This is a genomic window from Microcella sp. (assembly GCF_040286215.1).
In the GTDB taxonomy this organism is placed as follows: Bacteria; Actinomycetota; Actinomycetes; order Actinomycetales; family Microbacteriaceae; genus Microcella.
In genome coordinates this window covers 86,906-106,927 of sequence record NZ_JAVKCK010000004.1, presented here as the reverse complement: position 1 = coordinate 106,927, position 20,022 = coordinate 86,906, and the positions used below count along the sequence as shown (strand labels likewise).

General features: G+C 71.3%; 19 protein-coding genes. 13 read left to right on the top strand and 6 right to left on the bottom strand.

Annotated elements, in window-relative coordinates; translation table 11 throughout:
• Both RJQ01_RS01645 and RJQ01_RS01640 read right to left on the bottom strand, forming a co-directional pair.
• Positions 1 to 1,020 carry a glycosyltransferase family 2 protein gene (locus tag RJQ01_RS01645; protein ID WP_350474955.1) on the bottom strand — a complete coding sequence of 340 codons (1,020 nt, stop codon included), beginning with the start codon at positions 1,018 to 1,020 and terminating at the stop codon, positions 1 to 3.
• A gap of 6 nt (positions 1,021 to 1,026) precedes the next feature.
• Positions 1,027 to 1,569, bottom strand: a complete 543-nt coding sequence (locus RJQ01_RS01640) for a dTDP-4-dehydrorhamnose 3,5-epimerase family protein (RefSeq protein ID WP_350474954.1) — start codon at positions 1,567 to 1,569, stop codon at positions 1,027 to 1,029.
• Positions 1,570 to 1,705: 136 nt separating this feature from the next.
• Here RJQ01_RS01640 and RJQ01_RS01635 point away from each other — a divergent pair, with 136 nt between their 5' ends.
• Positions 1,706 to 2,236, top strand: a complete 531-nt coding sequence (locus tag RJQ01_RS01635) for a cupin domain-containing protein (RefSeq protein WP_350474953.1) — start codon at positions 1,706 to 1,708, stop codon at positions 2,234 to 2,236.
• Positions 2,237 to 2,282: 46 nt separating this feature from the next.
• On the opposite strand, the gene RJQ01_RS01630 is transcribed toward RJQ01_RS01635, so the two are convergent.
• A complete protein-coding gene (locus tag RJQ01_RS01630; RefSeq protein ID WP_350474952.1) occupies positions 2,283 to 3,461 on the bottom strand; it encodes an acyl-CoA dehydrogenase family protein in 1,179 nt (392 codons plus the stop codon).
• Between the two features lie 153 nt (positions 3,462 to 3,614).
• On the opposite strand from RJQ01_RS01630, the gene manA reads away from it, so the two are divergent.
• The 10 genes from manA to RJQ01_RS01580 all read left to right on the top strand — a co-directional run bounded on the left by manA (position 3,615) and on the right by RJQ01_RS01580 (position 16,641).
• The gene (gene manA, locus RJQ01_RS01625) at positions 3,615 to 4,799 is read left to right on the top strand and encodes a mannose-6-phosphate isomerase, class I (RefSeq protein ID WP_350474951.1); all 1,185 of its coding nucleotides are present in this window, start codon (positions 3,615 to 3,617) and stop codon (positions 4,797 to 4,799) included.
• A gap of 68 nt (positions 4,800 to 4,867) precedes the next feature.
• Positions 4,868 to 6,931, top strand: coding sequence for a cell wall-binding repeat-containing protein (locus RJQ01_RS01620; protein WP_350474950.1), 2,064 nt, complete (start codon positions 4,868 to 4,870; stop codon positions 6,929 to 6,931).
• Positions 6,932 to 6,984: 53 nt separating this feature from the next.
• Positions 6,985 to 7,239, top strand: a complete 255-nt coding sequence (locus RJQ01_RS01615; protein WP_350474949.1) for a ribbon-helix-helix domain-containing protein — start codon at positions 6,985 to 6,987, stop codon at positions 7,237 to 7,239.
• Positions 7,236 to 7,613 carry a type II toxin-antitoxin system VapC family toxin gene (locus RJQ01_RS01610; protein ID WP_350474948.1) on the top strand — a complete coding sequence of 126 codons (378 nt, stop codon included), beginning with the start codon at positions 7,236 to 7,238 and terminating at the stop codon, positions 7,611 to 7,613. Before RJQ01_RS01615 ends, RJQ01_RS01610 begins: the two co-directional genes overlap by 4 nt.
• Positions 7,614 to 7,658: 45 nt before the next feature.
• On the top strand, positions 7,659 to 8,621 hold the full coding sequence (gene galE / locus RJQ01_RS01605; RefSeq protein WP_350474947.1) for a UDP-glucose 4-epimerase GalE: 963 nt from the start codon (positions 7,659 to 7,661) through the stop codon (positions 8,619 to 8,621).
• Positions 8,622 to 8,777: 156 nt separating this feature from the next.
• Positions 8,778 to 10,199 (top strand): cell wall-binding repeat-containing protein, encoded by a 1,422-nt coding sequence (locus RJQ01_RS01600; RefSeq protein ID WP_350474946.1) that lies wholly within the window; start codon positions 8,778 to 8,780, stop codon positions 10,197 to 10,199.
• A gap of 117 nt (positions 10,200 to 10,316) precedes the next feature.
• Positions 10,317 to 11,759 carry a cell wall-binding repeat-containing protein gene (locus RJQ01_RS01595; protein ID WP_350474945.1) on the top strand — a complete coding sequence of 481 codons (1,443 nt, stop codon included), beginning with the start codon at positions 10,317 to 10,319 and terminating at the stop codon, positions 11,757 to 11,759.
• A 158-nt stretch (positions 11,760 to 11,917) separates the two neighbouring features.
• On the top strand, positions 11,918 to 12,238 hold the full coding sequence (locus tag RJQ01_RS01590; protein ID WP_350474944.1) for a WhiB family transcriptional regulator: 321 nt from the start codon (positions 11,918 to 11,920) through the stop codon (positions 12,236 to 12,238).
• Between the two features lie 3 nt (positions 12,239 to 12,241).
• The gene (locus RJQ01_RS01585) at positions 12,242 to 15,250 is read left to right on the top strand and encodes a glycosyltransferase family 2 protein (RefSeq protein ID WP_350474943.1); all 3,009 of its coding nucleotides are present in this window, start codon (positions 12,242 to 12,244) and stop codon (positions 15,248 to 15,250) included.
• Entirely contained in the window at positions 15,247 to 16,641 is a 1,395-nt protein-coding gene (locus RJQ01_RS01580; protein ID WP_350474942.1) for a DUF5719 family protein, read from the top strand. Before RJQ01_RS01585 ends, RJQ01_RS01580 begins: the two co-directional genes overlap by 4 nt.
• Before the next feature lie 36 nt (positions 16,642 to 16,677).
• On the opposite strand, the gene RJQ01_RS01575 is transcribed toward RJQ01_RS01580, so the two are convergent.
• Positions 16,678 to 17,013, bottom strand: a complete 336-nt coding sequence (locus tag RJQ01_RS01575) for a metallopeptidase family protein (RefSeq protein WP_350474941.1) — start codon at positions 17,011 to 17,013, stop codon at positions 16,678 to 16,680.
• Between the two features lie 148 nt (positions 17,014 to 17,161).
• On the opposite strand from RJQ01_RS01575, the gene RJQ01_RS01570 reads away from it, so the two are divergent.
• Entirely contained in the window at positions 17,162 to 17,374 is a 213-nt protein-coding gene (locus RJQ01_RS01570) for a DUF3499 family protein (protein ID WP_350474940.1), read from the top strand.
• Positions 17,375 to 17,394: 20 nt separating this feature from the next.
• On the top strand, positions 17,395 to 18,825 hold the full coding sequence (locus tag RJQ01_RS01565) for a phosphomannomutase/phosphoglucomutase (RefSeq protein WP_350474939.1): 1,431 nt from the start codon (positions 17,395 to 17,397) through the stop codon (positions 18,823 to 18,825).
• Here RJQ01_RS01565 and RJQ01_RS01560 read toward each other — a convergent pair.
• Both RJQ01_RS01560 and RJQ01_RS01555 read right to left on the bottom strand, forming a co-directional pair.
• Entirely contained in the window at positions 18,812 to 19,480 is a 669-nt protein-coding gene (locus RJQ01_RS01560; protein ID WP_350474938.1) for a DUF2306 domain-containing protein, read from the bottom strand. The two genes, RJQ01_RS01565 and RJQ01_RS01560, sit on opposite strands and share 14 nt — an antisense overlap.
• Positions 19,477 to 19,971 (bottom strand): DUF6326 family protein, encoded by a 495-nt coding sequence (locus RJQ01_RS01555; RefSeq protein ID WP_350474937.1) that lies wholly within the window; start codon positions 19,969 to 19,971, stop codon positions 19,477 to 19,479. Before RJQ01_RS01555 ends, RJQ01_RS01560 begins: the two co-directional genes overlap by 4 nt.
• Between the last annotated feature and the right edge of the window lie 51 nt (positions 19,972 to 20,022).

Genomic DNA, 20,022 nt, shown 5'->3' with positions numbered 1-20,022 from the left:
TCAGGAGCGTCGCCGGGCGAGGCCGCGCAGACGTCGCAACGGAGCCGTGACGCGCCACGACAGTGATCCGCGCAACGCTTCGAGCTCGCGCTGAGCGCGGTCCCGCTCCCTACTGGCGGTCTCGAGCTTCTGCGCGATCGCCTCGTGCTGCGATCGAGGCACGGTCGTGCGCTCGGCGAATTCGGCCAGCTCGAGCACCGACGCTGTCGCGCTCGAGAGTGTGCCGCTGAGCACATGCTCGGGCACGTCGTCGGAGGCCCCCAGTGGTGGTGCGCCGGCTTCACGCAGCAGTCGCGGCCCGCGTTCGCGCACGTACCCGTTGAGGATCGTGGGAGTGGACGCGGAGCGATCATGGCGGATGCGCGCCGTCGGCGCGAGGCCGATCGTGTGCCCGGCCGCGCGCACCGCCGAGCACAGCAGAACGTCGACCCACCCCACGGGGAACGCCCGCAGGTCGGTGCCGCCCACCTCGTCCCACACCGATGTGCGCACGAGCATGCCCCGGCTCGGAACGTAGTCGAGGTCGGGGATCGCGTCGATCTCGTCGATCGGGATGTCGCGCCTCGGCTCCCAGTGGTCCATCGCCCCGTCAGAGCCGAGCACGCCGCCCCAGCTTGCGCGCCGCGCGTACGGGACCGTCGGAGAGGCATCGTTCTCGCGCTCCGTGCGCACGACGATCGGTGAGACGAGCGCCTGGGCAGGGGAGGCGTCGAGCGCGGCGACCAGTTCGCGCAAGCAGTGCTCCTGCGGATACGAGTCGTCCTGCACGAGCCAGAGGAACTCGGCGTCGGTCGCCGCTCGGCCCACGTGCAGCCCGCCACCCCAGCCGAGATTGATGCCGGTCGTCAGGACGCGCGTGCGAGCATCCAGCCCTGCCGCCTCCGGAAGCGGCGCGCCGTTGAGGACAACGATAACCTCCAGCTCAACGTCGCCACGCTGCGCCTGCACCGCCTCCACGGCCGCGGCAAGACGCGCGACATTCGTGCCGAGCGTGGGAATGACGGCGGCGACCCGGGGCATCCCGCGTCAGAACTTCGGCAGGTGCGCCCGAACGTCCACGGGGATGTCGGGGCTGTCCCACGGCAGGAGGAGACGATCGGGCGACGCGTGGTGGTAGACCTCGGTCGGGAAGTTCACGAGGTGGGCGTCGACGGAGCCCACGTTGACCGACAGGTGCCACACGAACGGCGGCATCGTCACCTGCCTCACTCCGCGGTCGGAGAGCACGAGCTTCATGCTGACCCCGTGCGTCGGGGAGTCTTCGCGGGCGTCGTAGAGGAACAGCAGCACCTCGCCGGAGATGATGGTGTACCGGTCTGCCTTGCGCTCGTGGAGGCCCCAGCCCTTCATCTGATGCGGTCGGATCGAGAACTGGTAGGCGTAGACGACCGGCTCGTCCCAGTAGTCGCCCACCCCCTCGAACATCTCGAAGACCGTGCCGCGGTGGTCGACGTGGTGGGGCGTCGAGCGCACCTTCACGCCGTCGATGACCGTCGCGATGGCTCTGCCCTCGGGGGTGACGGTCTGCTCGTCGCGAATTCCGGAGGTGAGGGAGGGGTCGTTGCTCATGAGCGCTCCAAGTCGGGTGGGCCAATCGAGCAACACTCTATTGCGTCGGCGAGGAGCGCCGCGAGCGGTCGCCCCGGCACTACTGTCGGCCGCGTGCGCGCATGCGGCGCGACGGCAGGCAAGGAGCGGCGGGGTCATGGCGGAACGCAGAGACGACCCGGGGCCCGATCACGCGCCCGAGGTCACGAGGCTCGCGATAGAGGGCGTCATCGTCGAGCGGTTCCCCACGGTGCGATACGAGCACGGCGCTCTCACCGAGATCGTCAACGCGTCGTGGGGCGACATGTTCGCTCAACCCATCGGGCACCTCTACATGCTGGACAATGCGGGCCCCCGTGCCCGCGACGAGTGGTACGTGCACCACGTTGTGACCGACCGCTACGTGCTGGTCGACGGCATGCTCGACCTCGCCCTGTTCGACGCGCGCGACGGCAGCCCCACGAACGGGGAGCTCGTCGTCACGTCTCTCCTGCCGATCGGCGCCGACGGGCCCTCGGGGGTCACGATCCCCGCGGGGGTCTGGCACAGTTTCCGCTACCGCAGTGAGCGCATGATGCTGATCAACGCGAAGGTACCCGGCTACAACCGGGAGGCACCGGACAAGTACCGGTTGCCCATGCCGAACGAGCACACCGACTTTCGGTGGAGTGCCCACCCAGTGCCGTAGAGCTCCCGCGGCTGCCGACAGGCCGCCGTATGGCTTCCCGGGGGCTCTAGACGAAGGCGCCCATGCCGGTGATCGCACGGCCCACGATGAGGCTGTTCATCTCACGCGTGCCCTCGTAGCTGTAGAGCGCTTCGGCATCGGCGTGGAACCGCGCGACGTCGTAGTCGAGCACGATGCCGTTGCCGCCGAGCGCCTCGCGGCACAGGCCGACGGTCTCGCGCATCGCCGTCGTGGCGAAGGCCTTCGCGAGCGAGGCGTGCTCGTCGCGCTGCACGCCGTCGTCGAGCATCTGCGACACGCGCGTGCACAGGGCGATGCTCGCCGTGATGTTGGCGAGGCTGCGGCTCAGCAGGTCTTGCACGAGCTGGTGCCGGGCGATGGGCTTGCCGAACTGCTCGCGCGTCGTCGCGTACTCGACGGCGGCCTCGTACGCTCCGATCGCGGTGCCGACCGCCGCCCACGCAACCTCGGCGCGGGTCAGGCGCAGCACCGACGCGGTGTCGCGGAAGGAGTTCGCGTTCTGCAGGCGGTGCGACTCGGGCACGCGCACATCCGTGAGCTCGATGTCGGCGTTCTGCACGATGCGCAGCGACTGCTTGCGCTCGATCTTCGTCGCCGAGTAGCCGGGGGTGCTCGTCGGCACGATGAAGCCCTTCACCTGGCCGTCCTCCGTGCTCTTTGCCCAGATGATCGTGACGTCGCTCCACGTGGCGTTGCCGATCCAGCGCTTCGAGCCGTTGAGCACCCACTCGTCGCCGTCGCGCGTCGCCGTCGTGCGCAGACCCTGGGCCGAGTCGCTGCCGGAGAGCGGCTCGGTGAGCCCGAATGCACCGACGACCTCGCCGGTTTTCAGCTTCGGCAGCCACTCGGTGCGCTGCTCGGGCGAGCCGGCGACACCGATCGAGCCCATCGCGAGGCCGTTCTGCACGCCCACGTAGGTGGCGACGCTCGCGTCGACGCGCGCCATCTCGAGCGCCGTCCAGCCGCCGTATACGGCGCTGTAGTCACCCGCCTTCGTCTCCTCCCACAGGTTGCCGAACACCTGCTGATCGTGCAGGCCGGGCAGAATCTGGCGGGGAAACTCGGCGCGCTCCCAGTAGTCGTTGACGACGGGCTTCACCTCCGCCTCGAGGAAGGTGCGCAGGCGCACGAGGGCGTCTCGCTCGTGGTCGGCCAGCAGCGCTTCGAAGCCGTAGAAGTCGCTGGCGAGGGTGGGGAAGGTCATGGGCCGAGGCTACGCCCCGCAGCCCGGCCGGTGCCCGGCCGTTGTCGAGGCGCTCCACGGCTGGCGCGCGCCCGCCGGTGCCGCTTGTCGAGTGTGCACGAACGGATGCCTCCGGCTTCGCTAGCGTGGGGTCCACGACCGGGAGGGCTCACCGTGCTGCTGCGCATCGACAACACTCCGCGCCCCTACGCCTGGGGGTCGACGACCGCGATCGCCGACCTGCTCGGCTCGACACCGAGCGGCGGGCCTGAGGCCGAGCTGTGGCTCGGCGACCACCCCGGGTCGCCCGCGCGCATCGTCGACGGCGCCGAGGAGCCCGATCTGGCGGCGCACTTGCAGGCTCGCGGCCAGACGCTGCCCTTCCTGCTCAAGGTGCTCGCCGCGGCCGAGCCCCTCTCGCTGCAGGCCCACCCCACGATCGCGCAGGCGCGAGACGGCTTCGCACGCGAGAACGCCGCCGGCATCGCTGTCGACGACCCGAGACGCAACTACAAGGACGAGCTGCACAAGCCCGAGCTGGTCTACGCCCTCAGCGACCCTTTCACCGCGCTCGCCGGCTTTCGCAGCATCGACGCGGTTCGCGCTGACGTGCACAGCGCCTACATCGCGATCGTCAACGGCGACGACGAGGAGCTCGGGAAGCTCACCGACCTCGCCCCCCTGATGGTCAAGCTCACGAACGACTCGGCCCTGGCCGATATCGTGCGCTGGATCATCGACGGCGGCGAGGGCATCGCGGCCCTCGTCGTCGCCGCCACCCTCACGGCCGCGCACCTCGAGGGCACCGACGACGACACGCAAAGCTGGGCGACCGTGCGGCGCCTTGCCGACCACTACCCGGGCGACCCGGGCATCCTGCTCTCCCTGCTCATGCACACGGTGGTGCTGCGGCCCGGCGAGGCGCTCTACCTGCCCACCGGCAACATCCACTCCTACCAGCACGGCCTCGCGATCGAAGTCATGGCGGCGAGCGACAACGTGCTGCGCGGCGGCCTCACCCCCAAGCACGTCGACGTGCCCGAGCTCATGGCCGTGCTCGACACCCGGCCCGTGCCGGAGCCCCGCATCGACCCGGTCGAGATCGCCCCGGGCGTGCGCCGCTTCATGCCCGACGTCGTCGATTTCGCCCTGACCGTCGTCGATGCGGGTGCCGCCGCCGACGGGGTCACTCTGGATGCCCGGGGCCCGACTATCGCGCTCTGCCTGGAGGGCAGCGCCACCCTGCAGGGGTCGCTCGTGCTCGAGCGCGGGCAGGCTGCGTATTGCGACGACGCGGCCCTGAGCATCCAGGGCACGGGCCGCGTCGTGATCGCCACCGGCCAGCACCCCCGGGCCTGACCGCGAGATCAGCACCGCGTCGTGCGCGTCAGTTACTCTGAAGGCGACGCACCGGGGGGTGAGCGGTCATGGGGGCTGTGAAGATTGCAGGAGTAGCGCTGCTCGTCGCAGCGCTCACGGGCGGGTCGCTCGGAACGGCGGCGGTCGCGACGACCGGCCCTGAGCCGACGCCCGACTCGACGGTCGAGCCGACGCCGACGCCGACGCCGATTTCGACGGTCGCGCCGGCGCCCACGGCGGAGCCCACTCCCTTCGCATCGACGGCCGCGAGCAGCGCCGACCGCCTCTCCGGCGCCGACCGCTACGCCACCGCCGTCGCCGTCTCGCAGGAGACCTTCGAACCCGGCGTGCCGATCGTCTTCCTCGCGAGCGGCGTCGACTATCCCGACGCGCTCTCCGCCGCCCCACTCGCCACCGCGCTCGGGGGCCCGCTGCTGCTCACCGGCTCGCGCTCGCTGCCGAGCGTCGTCGCGGCCGAGCTCACGCGCCTCGCCCCCGCCGAGGTCGTCATCGTCGGAGGCACAGCGGTCGTGACATCCTCCGTCGCCACGCAGGTGAGCCGCCTCGGGCTCGACGTGCGGCGGGTCTCCGGCGCCGACCGATACGCGACATCCCGCGCGCTCATCTCCACCTTCGCGCCGGCGAGCGACACCCTCTACCTCGCCACCGGTCGCAACTACCCCGACGCGCTCGCGGCCGCCGCCGCGGCCGGTGCTGCCGCCGCCCCGGTGCTGCTCGTCAACGGAGCGTCGTCGATGCTCGACACGGCCACGCGGCAGCTCATCGCCTCGCGCGCCGTGCAGACGGCCTACATCGCCGGAGGCCCGAGCGTGATCTCGAGCGGCATCGCCACGAGCATCGACGTCGACACGGTGCAGCGCCTCGCGGGGCCCGACCGGTACGCCACCGCGGTTGCCATCAACGCGCACGCCTTTCCGACCTCCGAGCGCGCCTTCGTCGCCACCGGTGCCGGGTACGCCGACGCTCTCTCGGGCGCCGTGCTCGCCGGCATCGAGAACGCGCCCCTGTACCTCTCCGGGCCCACGTGCCTGCCGCGCGCCGCGCGCTCCGACATGCTCGACCGGCTCGCCGCGAGCCGTGTCACGCTCTTCGGCGGCACCGCAGTGCTGTCGTCGCGCGTCGCCTCGCTCGAGTCGTGCACGAGCGTCGCCGACGATCGCGCCACGAGCAGCGCCGAGCTGACCGCGGCGCTCCAGCAGCGACTGCGCACTCTGCCGGGCTCCTACTCGGTGAGCGTGCGCGAGATTGACGGCCTGCAGACCTCCGTGAGCATCCGCGGCTCGGTGCGGCAGGAGCCCGTGAGCGTCATCAAGCTCTTTGTGGCCTATGCCGTGCTCGACCGCGTCGACCGGGGGCTCGTGAGCCTCTCGACCGAGACGCGATCAGGGGTGAGCGTCGAAGACTGCCTGCGTGTCATGATTCACGTCTCCGACAACTACTGCCACTGGGATCTCGTGGCGCTCGTCGGCAACCAGAACCTCAACGACCAGTTCTGGGCCGACGGCTACCGCCGCACGGTGTACGAGGGGTACAGCGGCGGCGGCACCTACTATCCCGCGAAGGTCTCCACGACCGACGATCTGGCTCTGCTGCTGAGCCGCCTCGATCGCGGTGAGCTGCTGAGCCCTGAGAGCACCGACCTCTTCCTCACGCTCCTCGAGACGCAGCTGTGGCGTTCGAAGATTCCCGCCAGCGTCGAGGTCGGCACCCCGGTCGCCAACAAGACCGGCTCGGCGTGGTCGGCGGCAGGCTGGTTCCAGTCCGACGCGGGCATCGTCACCTCGCCCGCCGGCTCCTACGCGATCGCCGTGCTCGGCAGTCAGGGTGCGACCGTCGCCGGAGTGCGCGAGCTCGGCCGCATCGCCTACGAGCACTTCAACGGGCCGATCGGCACCCAGGCGTCCTACGGCGACCTCAACGCGGTCACCACGGGGTCCACTTCCTACTACCGCTACGCGAGCACGAGCGACCAGCTCGGCACCCTGCCCTCCGGGCGCCGCATCGAGGTCTACGCGAGCGCTCGTACCTGGTACCAGGTGGTGCACAACGGCAGTTACGTGTGGGTGCGCTCGTCGTCGCTGCGCAACTACTACGACTATCCGCGACGGTAGCCGAATCGCGCAACGGTCTGCCGTGCACCGCGAGAGTGATGTATGATTACATCATGTTGCGCACGCAGATCTCCCTGACGCCGGAAGACCGGCGGCTGCTCGACAGTGAGGCGGCTCGCACAGGTCGGTCGATCTCCGCCCTCATTCGCGACGCGGTGGCGCGCACCTACGGCTCGGGTCGTGATTCCGCCACCGACGCGCGAGTGATCGACGACGCGCTCGGTGCGTGGGCGAGTCGCGAGTCCGACGGCAAGACCTACGTCGAGGGTCTCCGCTCGGCGAGCCGGTGGCGGGTCGACACGACATGACCGTAGTCGTCGACACTTCGGTGCTCATCGATGTGCTTCGAGGTCGCGATGACGCGGCGCGCTCCCTGCGTGCTGCTCGCGAGAGTGGGCCCTTGCATGCGAGCGAGATCACACGGCTCGAGATCCTCGCCGGCATGCGACCCGGTGAAGAGTCCGCGACCCGAGACTTCTTCCGGGCCTTCGAGTGGCACCTAGTCGACGAGCGCGTGGCCGAGATAGCTGGCGCGCTCGGTCGACAGTGGCTGCCGGGCAATCGCGGAATCGACGCCGCCGACCTCGTCATTGCGGCCACCGCTGTGTCGCTCGATGCGCAGGTGTACACGATGAACGTCAAGCACTTCCCGATGTTCGCCGACCTGACCGCCCCTTACTGAGATCCACCGCGCGAGGCCGCAACGTCTCTGCCCTAGCCTGAAGGCATGACCTGGCTTGTCACCGGCGGCGCCGGCTACATCGGCGCGCACGTCGTCCGCGCACTTCGTGAGGCAGGCCTCGCGCCCGTCGTGCTCGACGATCTCTCGAGCGGGCACGCCGCCTTCGTGCCCGAGGAGGTGCCCTTCGTGCGCGCATCCCTGCTCGATGCTGCGGCGGTGGATGCTGCGCTCACCGACCACGGGGTCACCGGCGTCATCCACGTGGCCGGGTTCAAGTACGCGGGCGTGAGCGTGCAGCGCCCCCTGCACACCTACGAGCAGAACGTCACCGGCATGATCACGCTGCTCGAGGCGATGCAGCGCGCGGGCGTGCAGCAGTGCGTCTTCTCCTCCTCGGCCGCTGTCTACGGGGCGGTCGACGTCGACCTGGTGACAGAGGGCACGGCGAAGAACCCCACGAGCCCCTACGGCGAGTCGAAACTCATCGGCGAGTGGCTGCTGCGCGACCAGGAGGTCGCGACCGGTCTGCGGCACACGAGCCTGCGCTACTTCAACGTGGTCGGCTCAGGCGACCCTGCTGTACGCGACACGAGCCCGCACAACCTCTTCCCGCTCGTGTTCGACGCGCTCGCCGAAGGGCGCCAGCCGCGCATCAACGGCACCGACTACCCGACACCAGACGGCACATGCGTGCGCGACTACCTCCACGTGGCCGACCTCGCGCTCGCCCACGTCGCGGCGGCCCGCCGCCTCGACGCAGGAGAGCCGCTCGAGCCCGCCTACAACCTCGGGTCGGGCGACGGCGTCTCCGTGCGCCAGATCATGGATGCTGTGGCGCAGGTGACCGGCATCGCCGTCGAGCCCGAGCTGGCCGAGCGCCGCCCGGGCGACCCGCCGCGCATCGTGGCGAGCGGCGACCTCGCCGCGCGCGACCTCGACTGGGCGATGCGCCACACGCTCGCCGAGATGGTCGCGTCGGCGTGGGAGGCGCGGCGGGCATCCGCCTGATCCTGGTGCATGTCTCCTGCGCACCCGCGGCGATCGCCTCACCGCCCTTGTTCTCCACAAGGCAGAGTCGTAGGGTCGATATGACCAAGTTTCGGTTATCCAGGCGGATCCTCGTGCGTGAGGGTCGGCTCCCTCGCTCCCGAAAGCAGGAACCTCATGCGCACTCGTCTCGCCCGATCCCTCGCGATGGTCTCGGCCCTCGCCGTCGCCGCCGTCACGTTCGCCTCGCCGGCCACTGCCGCCTCGTTCGACGAGCCGGGCTCGTCGCCCGCTCAGGATGGCGGCGAGCAGCGGTCGGCGCAGGCCCTGGGCGCTGCAGACACCGGCCTCTCGCCCACCGCGATCGGCACCCTCCAGGGGCGCCTACTGGTCACGCCGACCGGTGGCGGATCGGCCATCCCCGTGGCCGACGGAGGAATGTACTTCTACGAGACCTCCAACCCCACTGAGCTCGTGGACATCGCCCGCACCGATGTCGACGGGTACTGGTCGATCACCGGTCTGCCGGTCGGCACCTACGAGATTGCGGCCTTCAGCGATGACGCCGAGTGGCCGGTGAAGGAGTGGGTGGCCAACGAGCGGTTCCGCATCAACGCCGACATCTTCACCTTCGCTGACGACGCCACGTTCACCTTCCCCACCTACACGCTGGGCGAGCGCACCTTCGACGTGACGCGCGAGTTCGGCGCCGACCGCTTCGCCACGGCTGTTGCACTGTCGCAGAGTCGTTTCACGGCAGGGTCGGGCCCGAAGGTCTTCATCGTCAACGGCCGCAACTTCCCCGACGCGCTGTCTGCAGGCGCACTCGCCGCCGTCGAGGAGGGCGTGCTGCTGCTCGTCGAGCAGAACAGTGTGCCCACCATCGTGCAGGGCGAGCTGAGCCGGCTGAGCCCGCAGAGCATCACGATCGTGGGCGGCACCGCCGTCGTCTCGAACAGTGTCAAGTCGGTGCTCGAAAACTACCTGCCGGGCGACCCGGTGCTGCGCATCGCGGGCGCCAACCGCTATGAGACCTCCCGCACCGTCATCACGGCGGCGCCAGGCTTCGACGGCGATGTCGACGCGCTGTTCATCGCGACGGGCACGAACTTCCCGGATGCCCTCGCCTCCGTTCCGGCGGCGACGAAGGTGAACGCGGGGCTCCTGCTCGTCGACGGATCTGCCTCGCGCCTCGACACCGCGACCCGCAACCTCGTGGATACCCTCAACGTGCCCGTCTACGTGATCGGGGGCACGGGCGTGGTCTCGAGCGGAATCTTCTCGCAGCTGCAGGGTCTTGCGCCCGATGTCCTCCGTGTGGCCGGAGCCGACCGCTTCGCAACCTCCGTGGAGGTCGCCTTCGAATTCTTCGAGAACTCCGACTACGCCTACCTCGCCAACGGCTTCAACTTTCCGGATGCACTTGCCGCAGGCCCCATCGCGGGTGACCAGAACAGCCCGCTCTATCTCATCCGTCGCGACTGCGTGCCCGAGGTCGTCTTCGAGGACGTTCTCGATGTGCTCGCCAACGGGATCATCAACGTGGGCGGCACGGCGGCGATCAGCGAGCAGGGGGCGAGCGGGCAGGTCTGCAGCTAGCCTCACCCCGGGCTCGGGTGTCCCCAGAACGCGGGACACCCGAGCATGGCTCACGAGCACTAGAGCCAGAGAAATGCTCGTGAGCGCACGTCGCTCCATCACCCTGAACGGAACGCCGTGCCCACGTCACTCCTCGCCCGCATGCTCGCGCCCATCGCCGCCGCGGCCCTGCTCGTCCCCCTCGCCGCCCTGCCCGCACAGGCGCGCACGGTAGAGCCGGCCCCACCCGCCGGGCTCGCTCCGGCGGCCGACGCCGGTGCAGGAGACCGGGTGCCCACGCCGGCACCGGGCCTCACCGCGGCCGCTGCCGGCGAGGTGACCGGGCGCATCCTCATCAACCCCTCGGGCAGCGGCGCGACGCAGCCCGCCACCACCGGCAACACGATCGTGCGGTTCTGGCGCGAGGAGGCCGGCCGGTACTTCCTTCAGGAGACCGTGAGCTCGTTCGATGGCGACGGCGACTTCAGTGTCACCGGCCTGCCCGCGGGCGGCTACCGCGTGGAGGTGCTCACGATCGACACGAACGACCCCGGCAAGGAGTACTGGAACGACCGGGAGTTCTGGTTCGAAGCTGACACCGTCACCTTGAGCGAAGACATTGGCTACGCCTTCCCGACGATCACGGTCGCCCCGATCGAGCTCGCCGGCGGCCGCATCTCGGGCGCCGACCGCTACGCCACCTCGGTCGCGATCTCGCAGGCCACGACCGGAGCGGGAGGCGCAGACGTCGTATACCTCGTCAACGGGCTCGGCTACGCCGACGCGCTCTCGGCGGGCCCCGCCGCGGCCACCACCGGCGGCGTGCTGCTGCTCACCCAGCCCGGCTCGGTGCCGAGTATCGTGCGCGCCGAGCTGCAGCGCCTCGACCCCGACCGCGTCGTCATCGTCGGCGGCACCGCCGCCATCCGCTCGAGCGTCGTCAGCACGGTGCGCAGCCTCCTGCCCAGCGCGCAGGTCGACCGCATCGCGGGCGTCGACCGCTACGACACCTCGCGCGCCATCGTCGCGGATGCCTGGCCGGGCACGATCGACAGCGTCGCCGTCGCCACCGGGCGCAACTTCCCCGACGCACTCGCCGCGGGCGCGGCGATCAGCTCCGTCGGCGGCGCGGTCGTGCTCGTCGACGGCCAGCGCTCCTCCCTCGACCTCGCCACACGCACCTTCCTCACCGAGCTCGCCCCGCAGTACGTGGCGATCGCGGGCGGCACGAGCAGCGTCTCGAGCGGGCTGGCGTCGTCGCTGAGCAGCCTGCCGAGCTCCCCCGACGTCGACCGGTTCGGCGGCGCCGACCGCTACGAGACGGCCCTCATCATGAACCAGGAGTTCTTCCGCGAGAGCGCACCCGACTACGCGTTCGTCGCGACCGGCGCGGGCTTCGCCGACGCCCTCGCCGGCGGGCCGCTCGCCGCCGCCCTCGGCGCGCCCATCTACCTCAGCACGCAGCGCTGCCTGAGCCTCGACAACTACATCGAGATCTCCGGCATGTTCGTGCGCGAGATCTACGCGCTCGGCGGCCGGGCCGTGCTCAGCGACCGCGTGCTCTACGGCAACCTCTGCTGAGCATCCCTCGCCGGTCTTGCACTTTTCCCGGCGCGTCGCAACCCTGAATACTCGGTCGAACCTTTTACTATCCCGCGACTTGACGCGAGCGAATGACACGAGTGTAATTAGGGCACACGCGGCAGAGTCCGCCACGTGACGGGGGAGGGCAGCAGCACATGAGCGAATACCGCAACACGGTACCCGGCGACTGGTTCGTCGACCCGGTCCGACTGGGAGTGCCCGGCGTACGCCGCCCCCGTGACATCGACGACGACGACAGCGCGCTCGCCTGGCAGGCCGACGCCCTCTGCGCGCAGACCGACCCCGAGGCGTTCTTCCCTGAGAAGGGCGGCTCGACCCGCGACGCGAAGAAGATCTGCACGACGTGCGAGGTGCGCTCCGAGTGCCTCGAGTACGCCCTGCAGAACGACGAGCGCTTCGGCATCTGGGGCGGCCTCAGCGAGCGGGAGCGCCGCAAGCTTCGACGCCGCGCCTAGAGGATGCACCCGCGCGTCACCGCCGTCCTCATCGCCCGCCGAGGCGGCGCACCGCTGCAGCAGACGCTGGATGCCCTCACCGAGCAGTCCCGCCACCCCGACCATCTCGTGGTCGTCGACGCCGCCGGCGACGACGAGGCCACCGCCGCCCTCGCGTCGATCGCCCCGACCCAGTTCGTCACCGCGGGCGCGGCGCTCGGATTCGGCGAGCTCGTCGACCGCGCCGTCGCAGCCCTGCCGGCGCCCGAGCAGACCTCCTCCCCCTACGGCGGCGTCGAAGAGTGGCTGTGGCTGTTGCGCCACGACTCCACGCCTGACGCGCGCGCCCTCGAGCGGCTGCTTGCGGCCGTGGAGATCGCCCCCTCCGTGGCCGCGGCCGGGCCCAAGCAGATGGACGCCGCACAGCCGACGATGATCGCCGAGTTCGGCGAGACGATGACCGGGTACGGCGCGAGCATCGCCCTCGCCGAGCGCGAACTCGACCAGGCGCAGCACGACCGCACCAGCGACGTGCTCGCGATCGGCGAGGCGGGCATGCTCGTGCGGCGCTCCACGTGGCACGAGGTGGAGGGCTTCGACCCGGCGCTGCCGCACGTCGATGCGGCGCTCGACCTCGGCGTGCGCATCCGCCTCGCCGGCCATCGCATCGTCGTCGTACCGCACGCACGCATCTTCATCCACGAGAGCACGCCGCTGTTCGCGCGAGCCGGCACCCCTCCCACGCTGCCGCCGCGCGTCGAGGCGCGCTGGCGCCGCCGCGCCCAGCTGCACCGCCGCCTCGTCTACGCCCCCCTCGCCGCCGTGCCCGTGCACTGGGTGAGCCTGGTGCCGCTGGCCCTGCTGCGCTCGATCCTGCACCTGCTGCGCAAGCGGCCGACCCTCGTCGTCGGTGAGCTGCTCGCCGCGCTCGCTGTCGCCTTCTCCGGCACGGCGGTCTCGAGCGCACGCTCCCGACTGGCCCGCGGCCGCACCGTCGGCTGGGAGGCGATCGAGCCCTTGCGCATGCCGCGCGATGAAGCCCGTCGCCGCCGAGCGATCGCGCGGGATGCCCTGCTGAGCGCGCGGGAGGACGACCGGCCGCCGCGCCCCGACTTCCTGCCCGGCGGCGGCCTCATCGTCGCCGTGCTCGCCCTCATCGGCGCGATCGCAGCCTCGCCCCTGTTCGGCGCACCTGCTCTGCTCGGCGGCGCGCTCGCCCCGCTGGCGCCGGATCTCGCGACGCTGTGGGCGGGCCTGACGGCCACTGAGGATGCCGCTGCCGACCCGTTCGCGTTCGTGCTCGCCCTTCTCGGCACCCTCACCCCGTGGCACCCCTCGCTCGCGCTTGTGCTGCTGTGGATCATCGCCGTGCCGCTCGCCGGCCTCGCCGCGTGGTGGGCGGCCGCGAGCCTCGTGCGTCGCGCGGGCCCCGCCGCCGTCGCCGCGTGGCTGTGGGCGCTCTCGCCCACCCTGCTCGTGAGCCTTGCCGAGGGCCGCGTCGCCGCCGTCGTCGCCCACCTCGCTCTGCCCGTGCTCGTCGCGAGTGCCGCCCGCGCCCCCCGCTCGTGGAGCGCCGCCGCCATCGCCGGCCTCGCCGCCGCGATCGTGACCGCCGCCGCCCCCACGCTCGTGCCCGCGCTGCTGCTCGCATGGGTCGCGTGGATGGTGCTGCACCCGCGCCGCATCGGCCGCCTGCTCACCCTCATCGTGCCGACCGCCGCGCTCTGGGCGCCGCTCGTCGTCGACCAGGTGCTGCGCGGCACGCCCCTCGGGCTGCTGGCCGACCCCGGTCTGCCGTCGGCGACCGGTGAGCCCGGCCGCGCGGGGCTGCTGTTCGGCTGGCCCGACACCTCCCTGGTGCTGGACCCTCTCATCGCGCTCCTACCGGCGGGCACGCCGCCTCTCGTGGCGCTGCTCGTGGTCGCCGCACTCGTGGTGGTGCTGCCCGTGCTCGCGCTCGTCGGGCTCGCCCTGCCCCGCGGGCGGCGCGGGCTTCTGCCGCTCGGTCTCGCCGCCGCCGGCCTGCTGACCGCCCTCGCATTGAGCGGCGTGGCGCTCGTGACCGTGGGCGGCACCCCGGTCGGACTCGACGTTGCGCCCGCACTCGGTCTCTACTGGTTGGGGCTCGTCCTCGCCGCGGCCGCCGGCCTCGACGGGCTGCGCCGCGGTGCCGCCTACCCGGGTCTGCTCGCCGTCCTCGGCGGCACCGCCGTCGTGCTGCCCGTGCTCGGTGCGCTGCTGCTCGGCGGCGGCGCCGTGCAGCCCAGCCCCGATCGCACCCTGCCCGCGCTTGTCGCCGCCGAAGCAGTGAGCGACCCCGCGCAGGGCACCCTCGTGCTCACGCCGGTGGTCGGCTCGGGTGATCCCGGGCGGCCCGGTCTCGCCGCCCGCATCGACCGCGGCACCGGCGTCACGCTCATCGAGCAGCGCACGATGCGCACGACGCGGTCGCTGCTCGGCTCTGGGCTGCCCGGAACACGAGCTGAAGCAGACAGTGCCGCCGTCGTCGACACAGGCGGCAGTGCCACGGCGACGCTCGCCGCGCTCGCCGAGCGTGAACAGCTTGCCGAGCTCGTCGCGAACCTGGCCGCACCCAGCGGACGCGACGTCACCGACACCCTCGACGCACTCGGCGTGCGCTTCGTGCTTCTTGAGCAGCCTGTCGCCGGTGAGTCCGCCGCCGAGCTGGCGGCATCGTCGAGCGCCTCGCTCGACGCGACGGCCCTGCTCGACCCCGTCGGCGACACCTCCGCCGGGCGGCTGTGGCGCGTCTCTGCCGGCGCCTCCGAGAGCGCGGCCGACACCCGTGTGGTGATGGCGGCCGAGCGCCCAGGGGCGGTGGTGATCCTCGCGACCCAGCTCGGCATCCTCGCCCTCACTCTGCTGCTCGCGATCCCTACGAGTCTTCGCCCGCGGCGCCCCCGCTCAGATTCCGCTCTCGACGAGCCCGCCCCCACCTTCGAGGTCGACAACGAGTTCGAGAGCGAGTTCGGCGCCGACCCCTCCGGCGCCCCGACGGGAGGGCGCTCGTGACCGCCACCCAGCGTATCCTCGCCGCCACGGGTCGAGCCGGCCTCGCCCTCGGAGGCACGGCCGCGGCGGTCGCGCTCGGCGCGGTCGTACTGCTCGCCCCCGTGCCGCAGCTCGCCCCCGATACCGCCGGCATCGCCGTCACCCCCGACCGGTCGGCCCAGTCGGTCGTCTGCACCGGGGGAGTGCTCGGCCTCACTCGAGGCGATGACCCGCAGCTCACCGTCGCGCACCAGCCGCAGCGCCGCAGCGTCGGCACGGGCCTCATCGAGTCGGCTGTGCCCGCGAGCGATGCACTCGAGGGGGCGCCGGTCGTCGTCACGCTGCCGGTCGACGCCCCCGACACCTCCGTCGCCGCGGCCGAGTCGACGCGCGCGGAGACCGACGAGCTGCGAGGCCTCGCCGCCGCCGAGTGCGCGCGCGCCGAGCGCACTGCCTGGCTCGTCGGCGGCTCCACCCAAGTCGGTCGCACCACGTGGATCGTGCTCACCAACCCGGGCGAGGTCGACGCGACCGTCGACCTGACCGTGTGGGGCGAGCGCGGCCTCATCGATGCTCCCGGCACGAGCGGCATCATCGTGGGCGCGGGAACGCAGCGCGCACTGCCCCTGGCCGGCATTGCGGTCGACGAGGCGTCACCCGTCATCGCCGTCGCCAGCAGCGGCGGCGCGATCGCCGCGCACCTGCAGCAGTCCATCGTGCGCGGTCTCGACCCCTCCGGCGTGGCGCTCGTGACCCCGGTGCAGCGGCCGTCGACACGGCACATCATTCCCGCCCTGCCCGTCGTGGGCAGCCAGCTCGCCCTCGAGCGGGCCACCGGCGACGACGCTGGCGACGCCCTCACGACCCTGAGGATGCTTGCCCCCGGTGACATCGACTCCGACGTCACCGTCACCCTCCGCCCGGCAGACGGCGGTACCGGGCAGGTCATCACCACGACGGTCGGCGCGGGCGCCGTGCTCGACCTGCCCCTCACCGACCTGCCCGACGGCGACTGGGCCGTCACCGTCGACGCCAGCGAGCCGCTCGTCGTGGCGGGCCGCACCACCGTTGGCGGCGCCAGCGGCCTCGACATCGGCTGGTTCGTCCCCAGCGGAGCCCTCCAGGCCGGGCAGGAGGTGCTGACGAGCATCGCCCCCACCCCCGGCGGCGTCAGCGCGCGCCTGCACCTCTACGCCCCCGAGGGAGACGTGACGGCGACGGTCGACGGGCGCGAGGTGCTCGTGCCGCTGGGGCAGAGCGTCGTGCTCGAGACCGCCTCCAACGTCGGTGTGCGGCTCGCGGCGGACGGCGTGCTGCACGCGAGCGCGAGCTACCGCGGTGACGGACTCATCGCCGGCACGCGCATCCTGCCCCCGCCGCTCGCGGCCCAGCCGGTGCTCGTCTTCCCGTAGGCCGCCCCAGCGGACTGTGCCGTACCTGCGTCGCGGCTACCCGTGGCGGAAGCGGTCGGGCGCGAGCTCCCACGGGTCTTTGCCGATGAGCTCGCCGACCGCCCGGAACACGCAGCTTTCCACCATCAGGCGCCGGTGCCAGTCGTCGTCGCGGTGCAGCCGGCTCATGCGCTCGATGGGGATGCGGAACAGCACCACCCGCATGCGCGAGGGCACGACGCGCCAGCGCGCCACACCCTCCACCTGCTCGGGCTGATCCGGCATCGGCAGAACGTCGATCGTGAGCGACGCGAGCTCATGCGGCCACAGATCCACCAGGTAGTCGGCACTGGCCCGCACCGTCGCCTCGAACAGGTCGCGACGCGTGTTCACGAGAGGCAAGTGGGGGCCGGTGAGAGCGGAACGGCCGGCGCGCCCATGGCGAGCCCGGGCGCGCGCGCTCGGGTACTGCCTGCTCGCTCGTGCCACGCGGTCAGCCTACCGCCGCGACGTCGCACGACCGGCCTATGCTGGCCTCATCATGAACGGTCGTCCGTGCAGCAAGGTCGCGTGCAGCGAGCCCGCCGCGGGCACCCTCACCTACGTCTACGCCGACTCGATGGCCGTGCTCGGCCCGCTCAGCGCTCGAGCCGAGCCGCACAGCTACGATCTGTGCGCGCGGCATTCCCAGCGACTCTCCGCCCCCAACGGCTGGCAGGTCGTGCGCTACAGCGTGCTCGGCGAGACCGGCTGAGCCGCGGCTACGCTTACTGCGTGACTTCGACACCCGATCTCAGCGCGTTCATCAAGGCCTACGACGTGCGAGGGCTCGTCGGCACTCAGCTCACCGACGAAGTTGTCGAGGCTCTCGGCGCCGGGTTCGTGGACGAACTGGGGGTCGCCGGCCAGGAGGTCGTGGTCGGCCACGACATGCGCGACTCCTCACCGGCATTCGTCGCCGCTTTCGCCCGCGGGGCGACCGCGCGCGGCGCGACCGTCGTGCACCTCGGCCTGTGCTCGACCGACGAGAGCTACTTCGCCTCCGGCCGCTACGGCGCCGCGGGGGCGATGTTCACGGCGAGCCACAACCCCGCCACGTACAACGGCATCAAGTTCTGCCGCGCCGGTGCCCAGGGTGTGAGCTTCGACACCGGCCTGCGCGGCATCCGCGACCGCGCCCAGGCCTACCTCGCGGCCGGCGCGGTACCAGCGGTCGCGACGCCCGGTGTCGAGACGCACCGCGACGTGCTGCCCGACTACGCCGCCTACCTGCGCGAGCTCGTCGACCTCAGCGGGGTGCGCCCCCTGCGCATCGTGGTCGATGCCGGCAACGGCATGGGCGGGATGACCGTGCCCGCCGTTCTCGGAACCGCCGCGGGCTTGCCCGCGCTCGCGCTCGACATCATGCCGCTCTACTTCGAGCTCGACGGCACGTTCCCGAACCACGAGGCCAACCCGCTCGAGCCCGCGAACCTGCGCGACCTGCAGGCGGCCGTGCTCGAGCACGGGGCAGACCTGGGCCTCGCCTTCGACGGCGACGCCGACCGCTGCTTCGTCATCGACGAGCTCGGCCAGCCCGTCACGCCGAGCGCCGTCGCCGCGATCGTCGCGGTGCGCGAGATCCGGCGCGAGCAGGCACGGCTCGAGGCGGCGGGGGAGGCCGGCGCGAGCATCCACGTCATCCACAACCTCATCACCTCGCGATCGGTGGCCGAGACGATCACCGCCGCCGGAGCGACGCCCGTGCGCACCCAGGTCGGCCACTCGCTCATCAAGGACCGCATGGCCGAGACGGGGGCGATCTTCGGCGGGGAGCACTCGGCGCACTACTACTTTCGCGACTTCTGGGGCGCCGACAACGGCATGCTCGCGGCCATGCACCTCATCGCCCAGTACGGCCAGTACGACGGGCCGCTCTCTCGGCTCGCGGCCGAATTCACGCCGTACACGGCCAGCGGAGAGATCAACTCGACCGTCGACGACGTGCCGGCCGCGTACACGCGCGTCGTCGACGCCTTCCACGGGCGCGCCGAGGTCGACGAGCTCGACGGGCTGTTCTTCACCGGTCACGGCGACACCGGGTGGTACTGGTTCAGCGTGCGCCCCTCCAACACCGAACCGCTGCTGAGACTCAACGCCGAGGCCCAGACGCCCGAGCTCATGGCGGCGATCCGCGACGAGGTGCTCGCCCTCATCCGGGCGTGATCGCGATCCCGGCCGTCCGCTCGCGGCGCGAGCGCCGCCCGCGCGAGCGAGTGCGAGACCGACGCCGGACGATGCCCTCGGCGACGAGGCTGTTGATTGCGAAGCCCGCGGCGACGAGCCAGGTCTCGGCCACCGAATCGACGTCTCCGACGGGGATCGACCACAGCGCGACGAGAAGGGCTTGGGTCCCGCCGGAGACCGCTATCGCGTAGGCCCGGGTCATCCATGCACCGTGGGCGACGACGTTGCGACGCGTGATCGCGACGACGGCGCAGGCGAGGAACGCGATCATCGGTACGGCGACGACGAGTCGAACCATGGCGAGCGCGAACTCCTCCGGCGGGCCGCCGAAGAACACCGCGAGCCAGATGCTCGACAGCGCCGCGATGAAACCTGCGGGAATGAGCACGAGCCCCGCGGCGCGGTGCCAGCTGTGCCGGGTGCGGAGTGCCGGAGAGAACTGGAAGGCGCCCAGAACGCAGAACAGGCTCATGGCGACGATGTGCGCCCCGATCGCGACCAAGGAGGCGACGAGCAGCTCACCGTCGCGGTCGCCCCTCCCTTCTGCCAGTCGAAGCACACCGCCGAGCACCGGCAGTGCACTGAGCAGCAGCAGTCCGCAGATCGCCGCCCATCCGGAGGGTGCGCGAGTCACGCGGACGGCCGGCGGCCATCGTGACCGTCTGCGATCGCGGCGCTGGCCGGAAGCGTGGGAACCCTCGGCCAGGTCACGGCCCACCGCAGGATGGCGGCGAGGAGGAACAGTTCGAGGCCGATCGACAGTCCGTAGAATGCGGCCCACTCCCACGTCTCGCCGACGGCGTTGAAGACTGTGACCGGAATGTAGAGACCCGCGACGACGAGGTTCGTCACGCGGTTCGCGCGGGCAGGCAGGGTCGTCGAGAGCATCACCATCATGGCCGGCACGGCCAGCAGTACGAGGAACGAGGTCAGAAGCGTCGCGCTGATGTCGAATTCGAAGACGATGCCGTTCAGGATGTCGTCGATGACTCCGGGCTTGAAGAAGCCGTAGATGTCGACGTACACGTACAGGAACATGAGGCTCGTCCAGGCGGCAGCGATCTTGAGCGGCACGGGCAACGGGGTGCTGTCGAGCCGGGTCGGTCTGGTCTGGGTCGTGGTCATGGGTTCTCTTCTCTCGTCACGGGTGGTCCGTCAGCCGCCGGGCGGTCGGTC

Excerpts from the sequence above, each read along its gene's own strand:
- RJQ01_RS01645 (WP_350474955.1), bottom strand. The coding sequence starts at position 1,020 with ATGCCCCGGGTCGCCGCCGTCATTCCCACGCTCGGCACGAATGTCGCG.
- RJQ01_RS01640 (WP_350474954.1), bottom strand. The coding sequence starts at position 1,569 with ATGAGCAACGACCCCTCCCTCACCTCCGGAATTCGCGACGAGCAGACC.
- RJQ01_RS01635 (WP_350474953.1), top strand. The coding sequence starts at position 1,706 with ATGGCGGAACGCAGAGACGACCCGGGGCCCGATCACGCGCCCGAGGTC.
- RJQ01_RS01630 (WP_350474952.1), bottom strand. The coding sequence starts at position 3,461 with ATGACCTTCCCCACCCTCGCCAGCGACTTCTACGGCTTCGAAGCGCTG.
- RJQ01_RS01620 (WP_350474950.1), top strand. The coding sequence starts at position 4,868 with ATGGGGGCTGTGAAGATTGCAGGAGTAGCGCTGCTCGTCGCAGCGCTC.
- RJQ01_RS01615 (WP_350474949.1), top strand. The coding sequence starts at position 6,985 with ATGTTGCGCACGCAGATCTCCCTGACGCCGGAAGACCGGCGGCTGCTC.
- RJQ01_RS01610 (WP_350474948.1), top strand. The coding sequence starts at position 7,236 with ATGACCGTAGTCGTCGACACTTCGGTGCTCATCGATGTGCTTCGAGGT.
- galE (WP_350474947.1), top strand. The coding sequence starts at position 7,659 with ATGACCTGGCTTGTCACCGGCGGCGCCGGCTACATCGGCGCGCACGTC.
- RJQ01_RS01600 (WP_350474946.1), top strand. The coding sequence starts at position 8,778 with ATGCGCACTCGTCTCGCCCGATCCCTCGCGATGGTCTCGGCCCTCGCC.
- RJQ01_RS01590 (WP_350474944.1), top strand. The coding sequence starts at position 11,918 with ATGAGCGAATACCGCAACACGGTACCCGGCGACTGGTTCGTCGACCCG.
- RJQ01_RS01585 (WP_350474943.1), top strand. The coding sequence starts at position 12,242 with ATGCACCCGCGCGTCACCGCCGTCCTCATCGCCCGCCGAGGCGGCGCA.
- RJQ01_RS01570 (WP_350474940.1), top strand. The coding sequence starts at position 17,162 with ATGAACGGTCGTCCGTGCAGCAAGGTCGCGTGCAGCGAGCCCGCCGCG.
- RJQ01_RS01555 (WP_350474937.1), bottom strand. The coding sequence starts at position 19,971 with ATGACCACGACCCAGACCAGACCGACCCGGCTCGACAGCACCCCGTTG.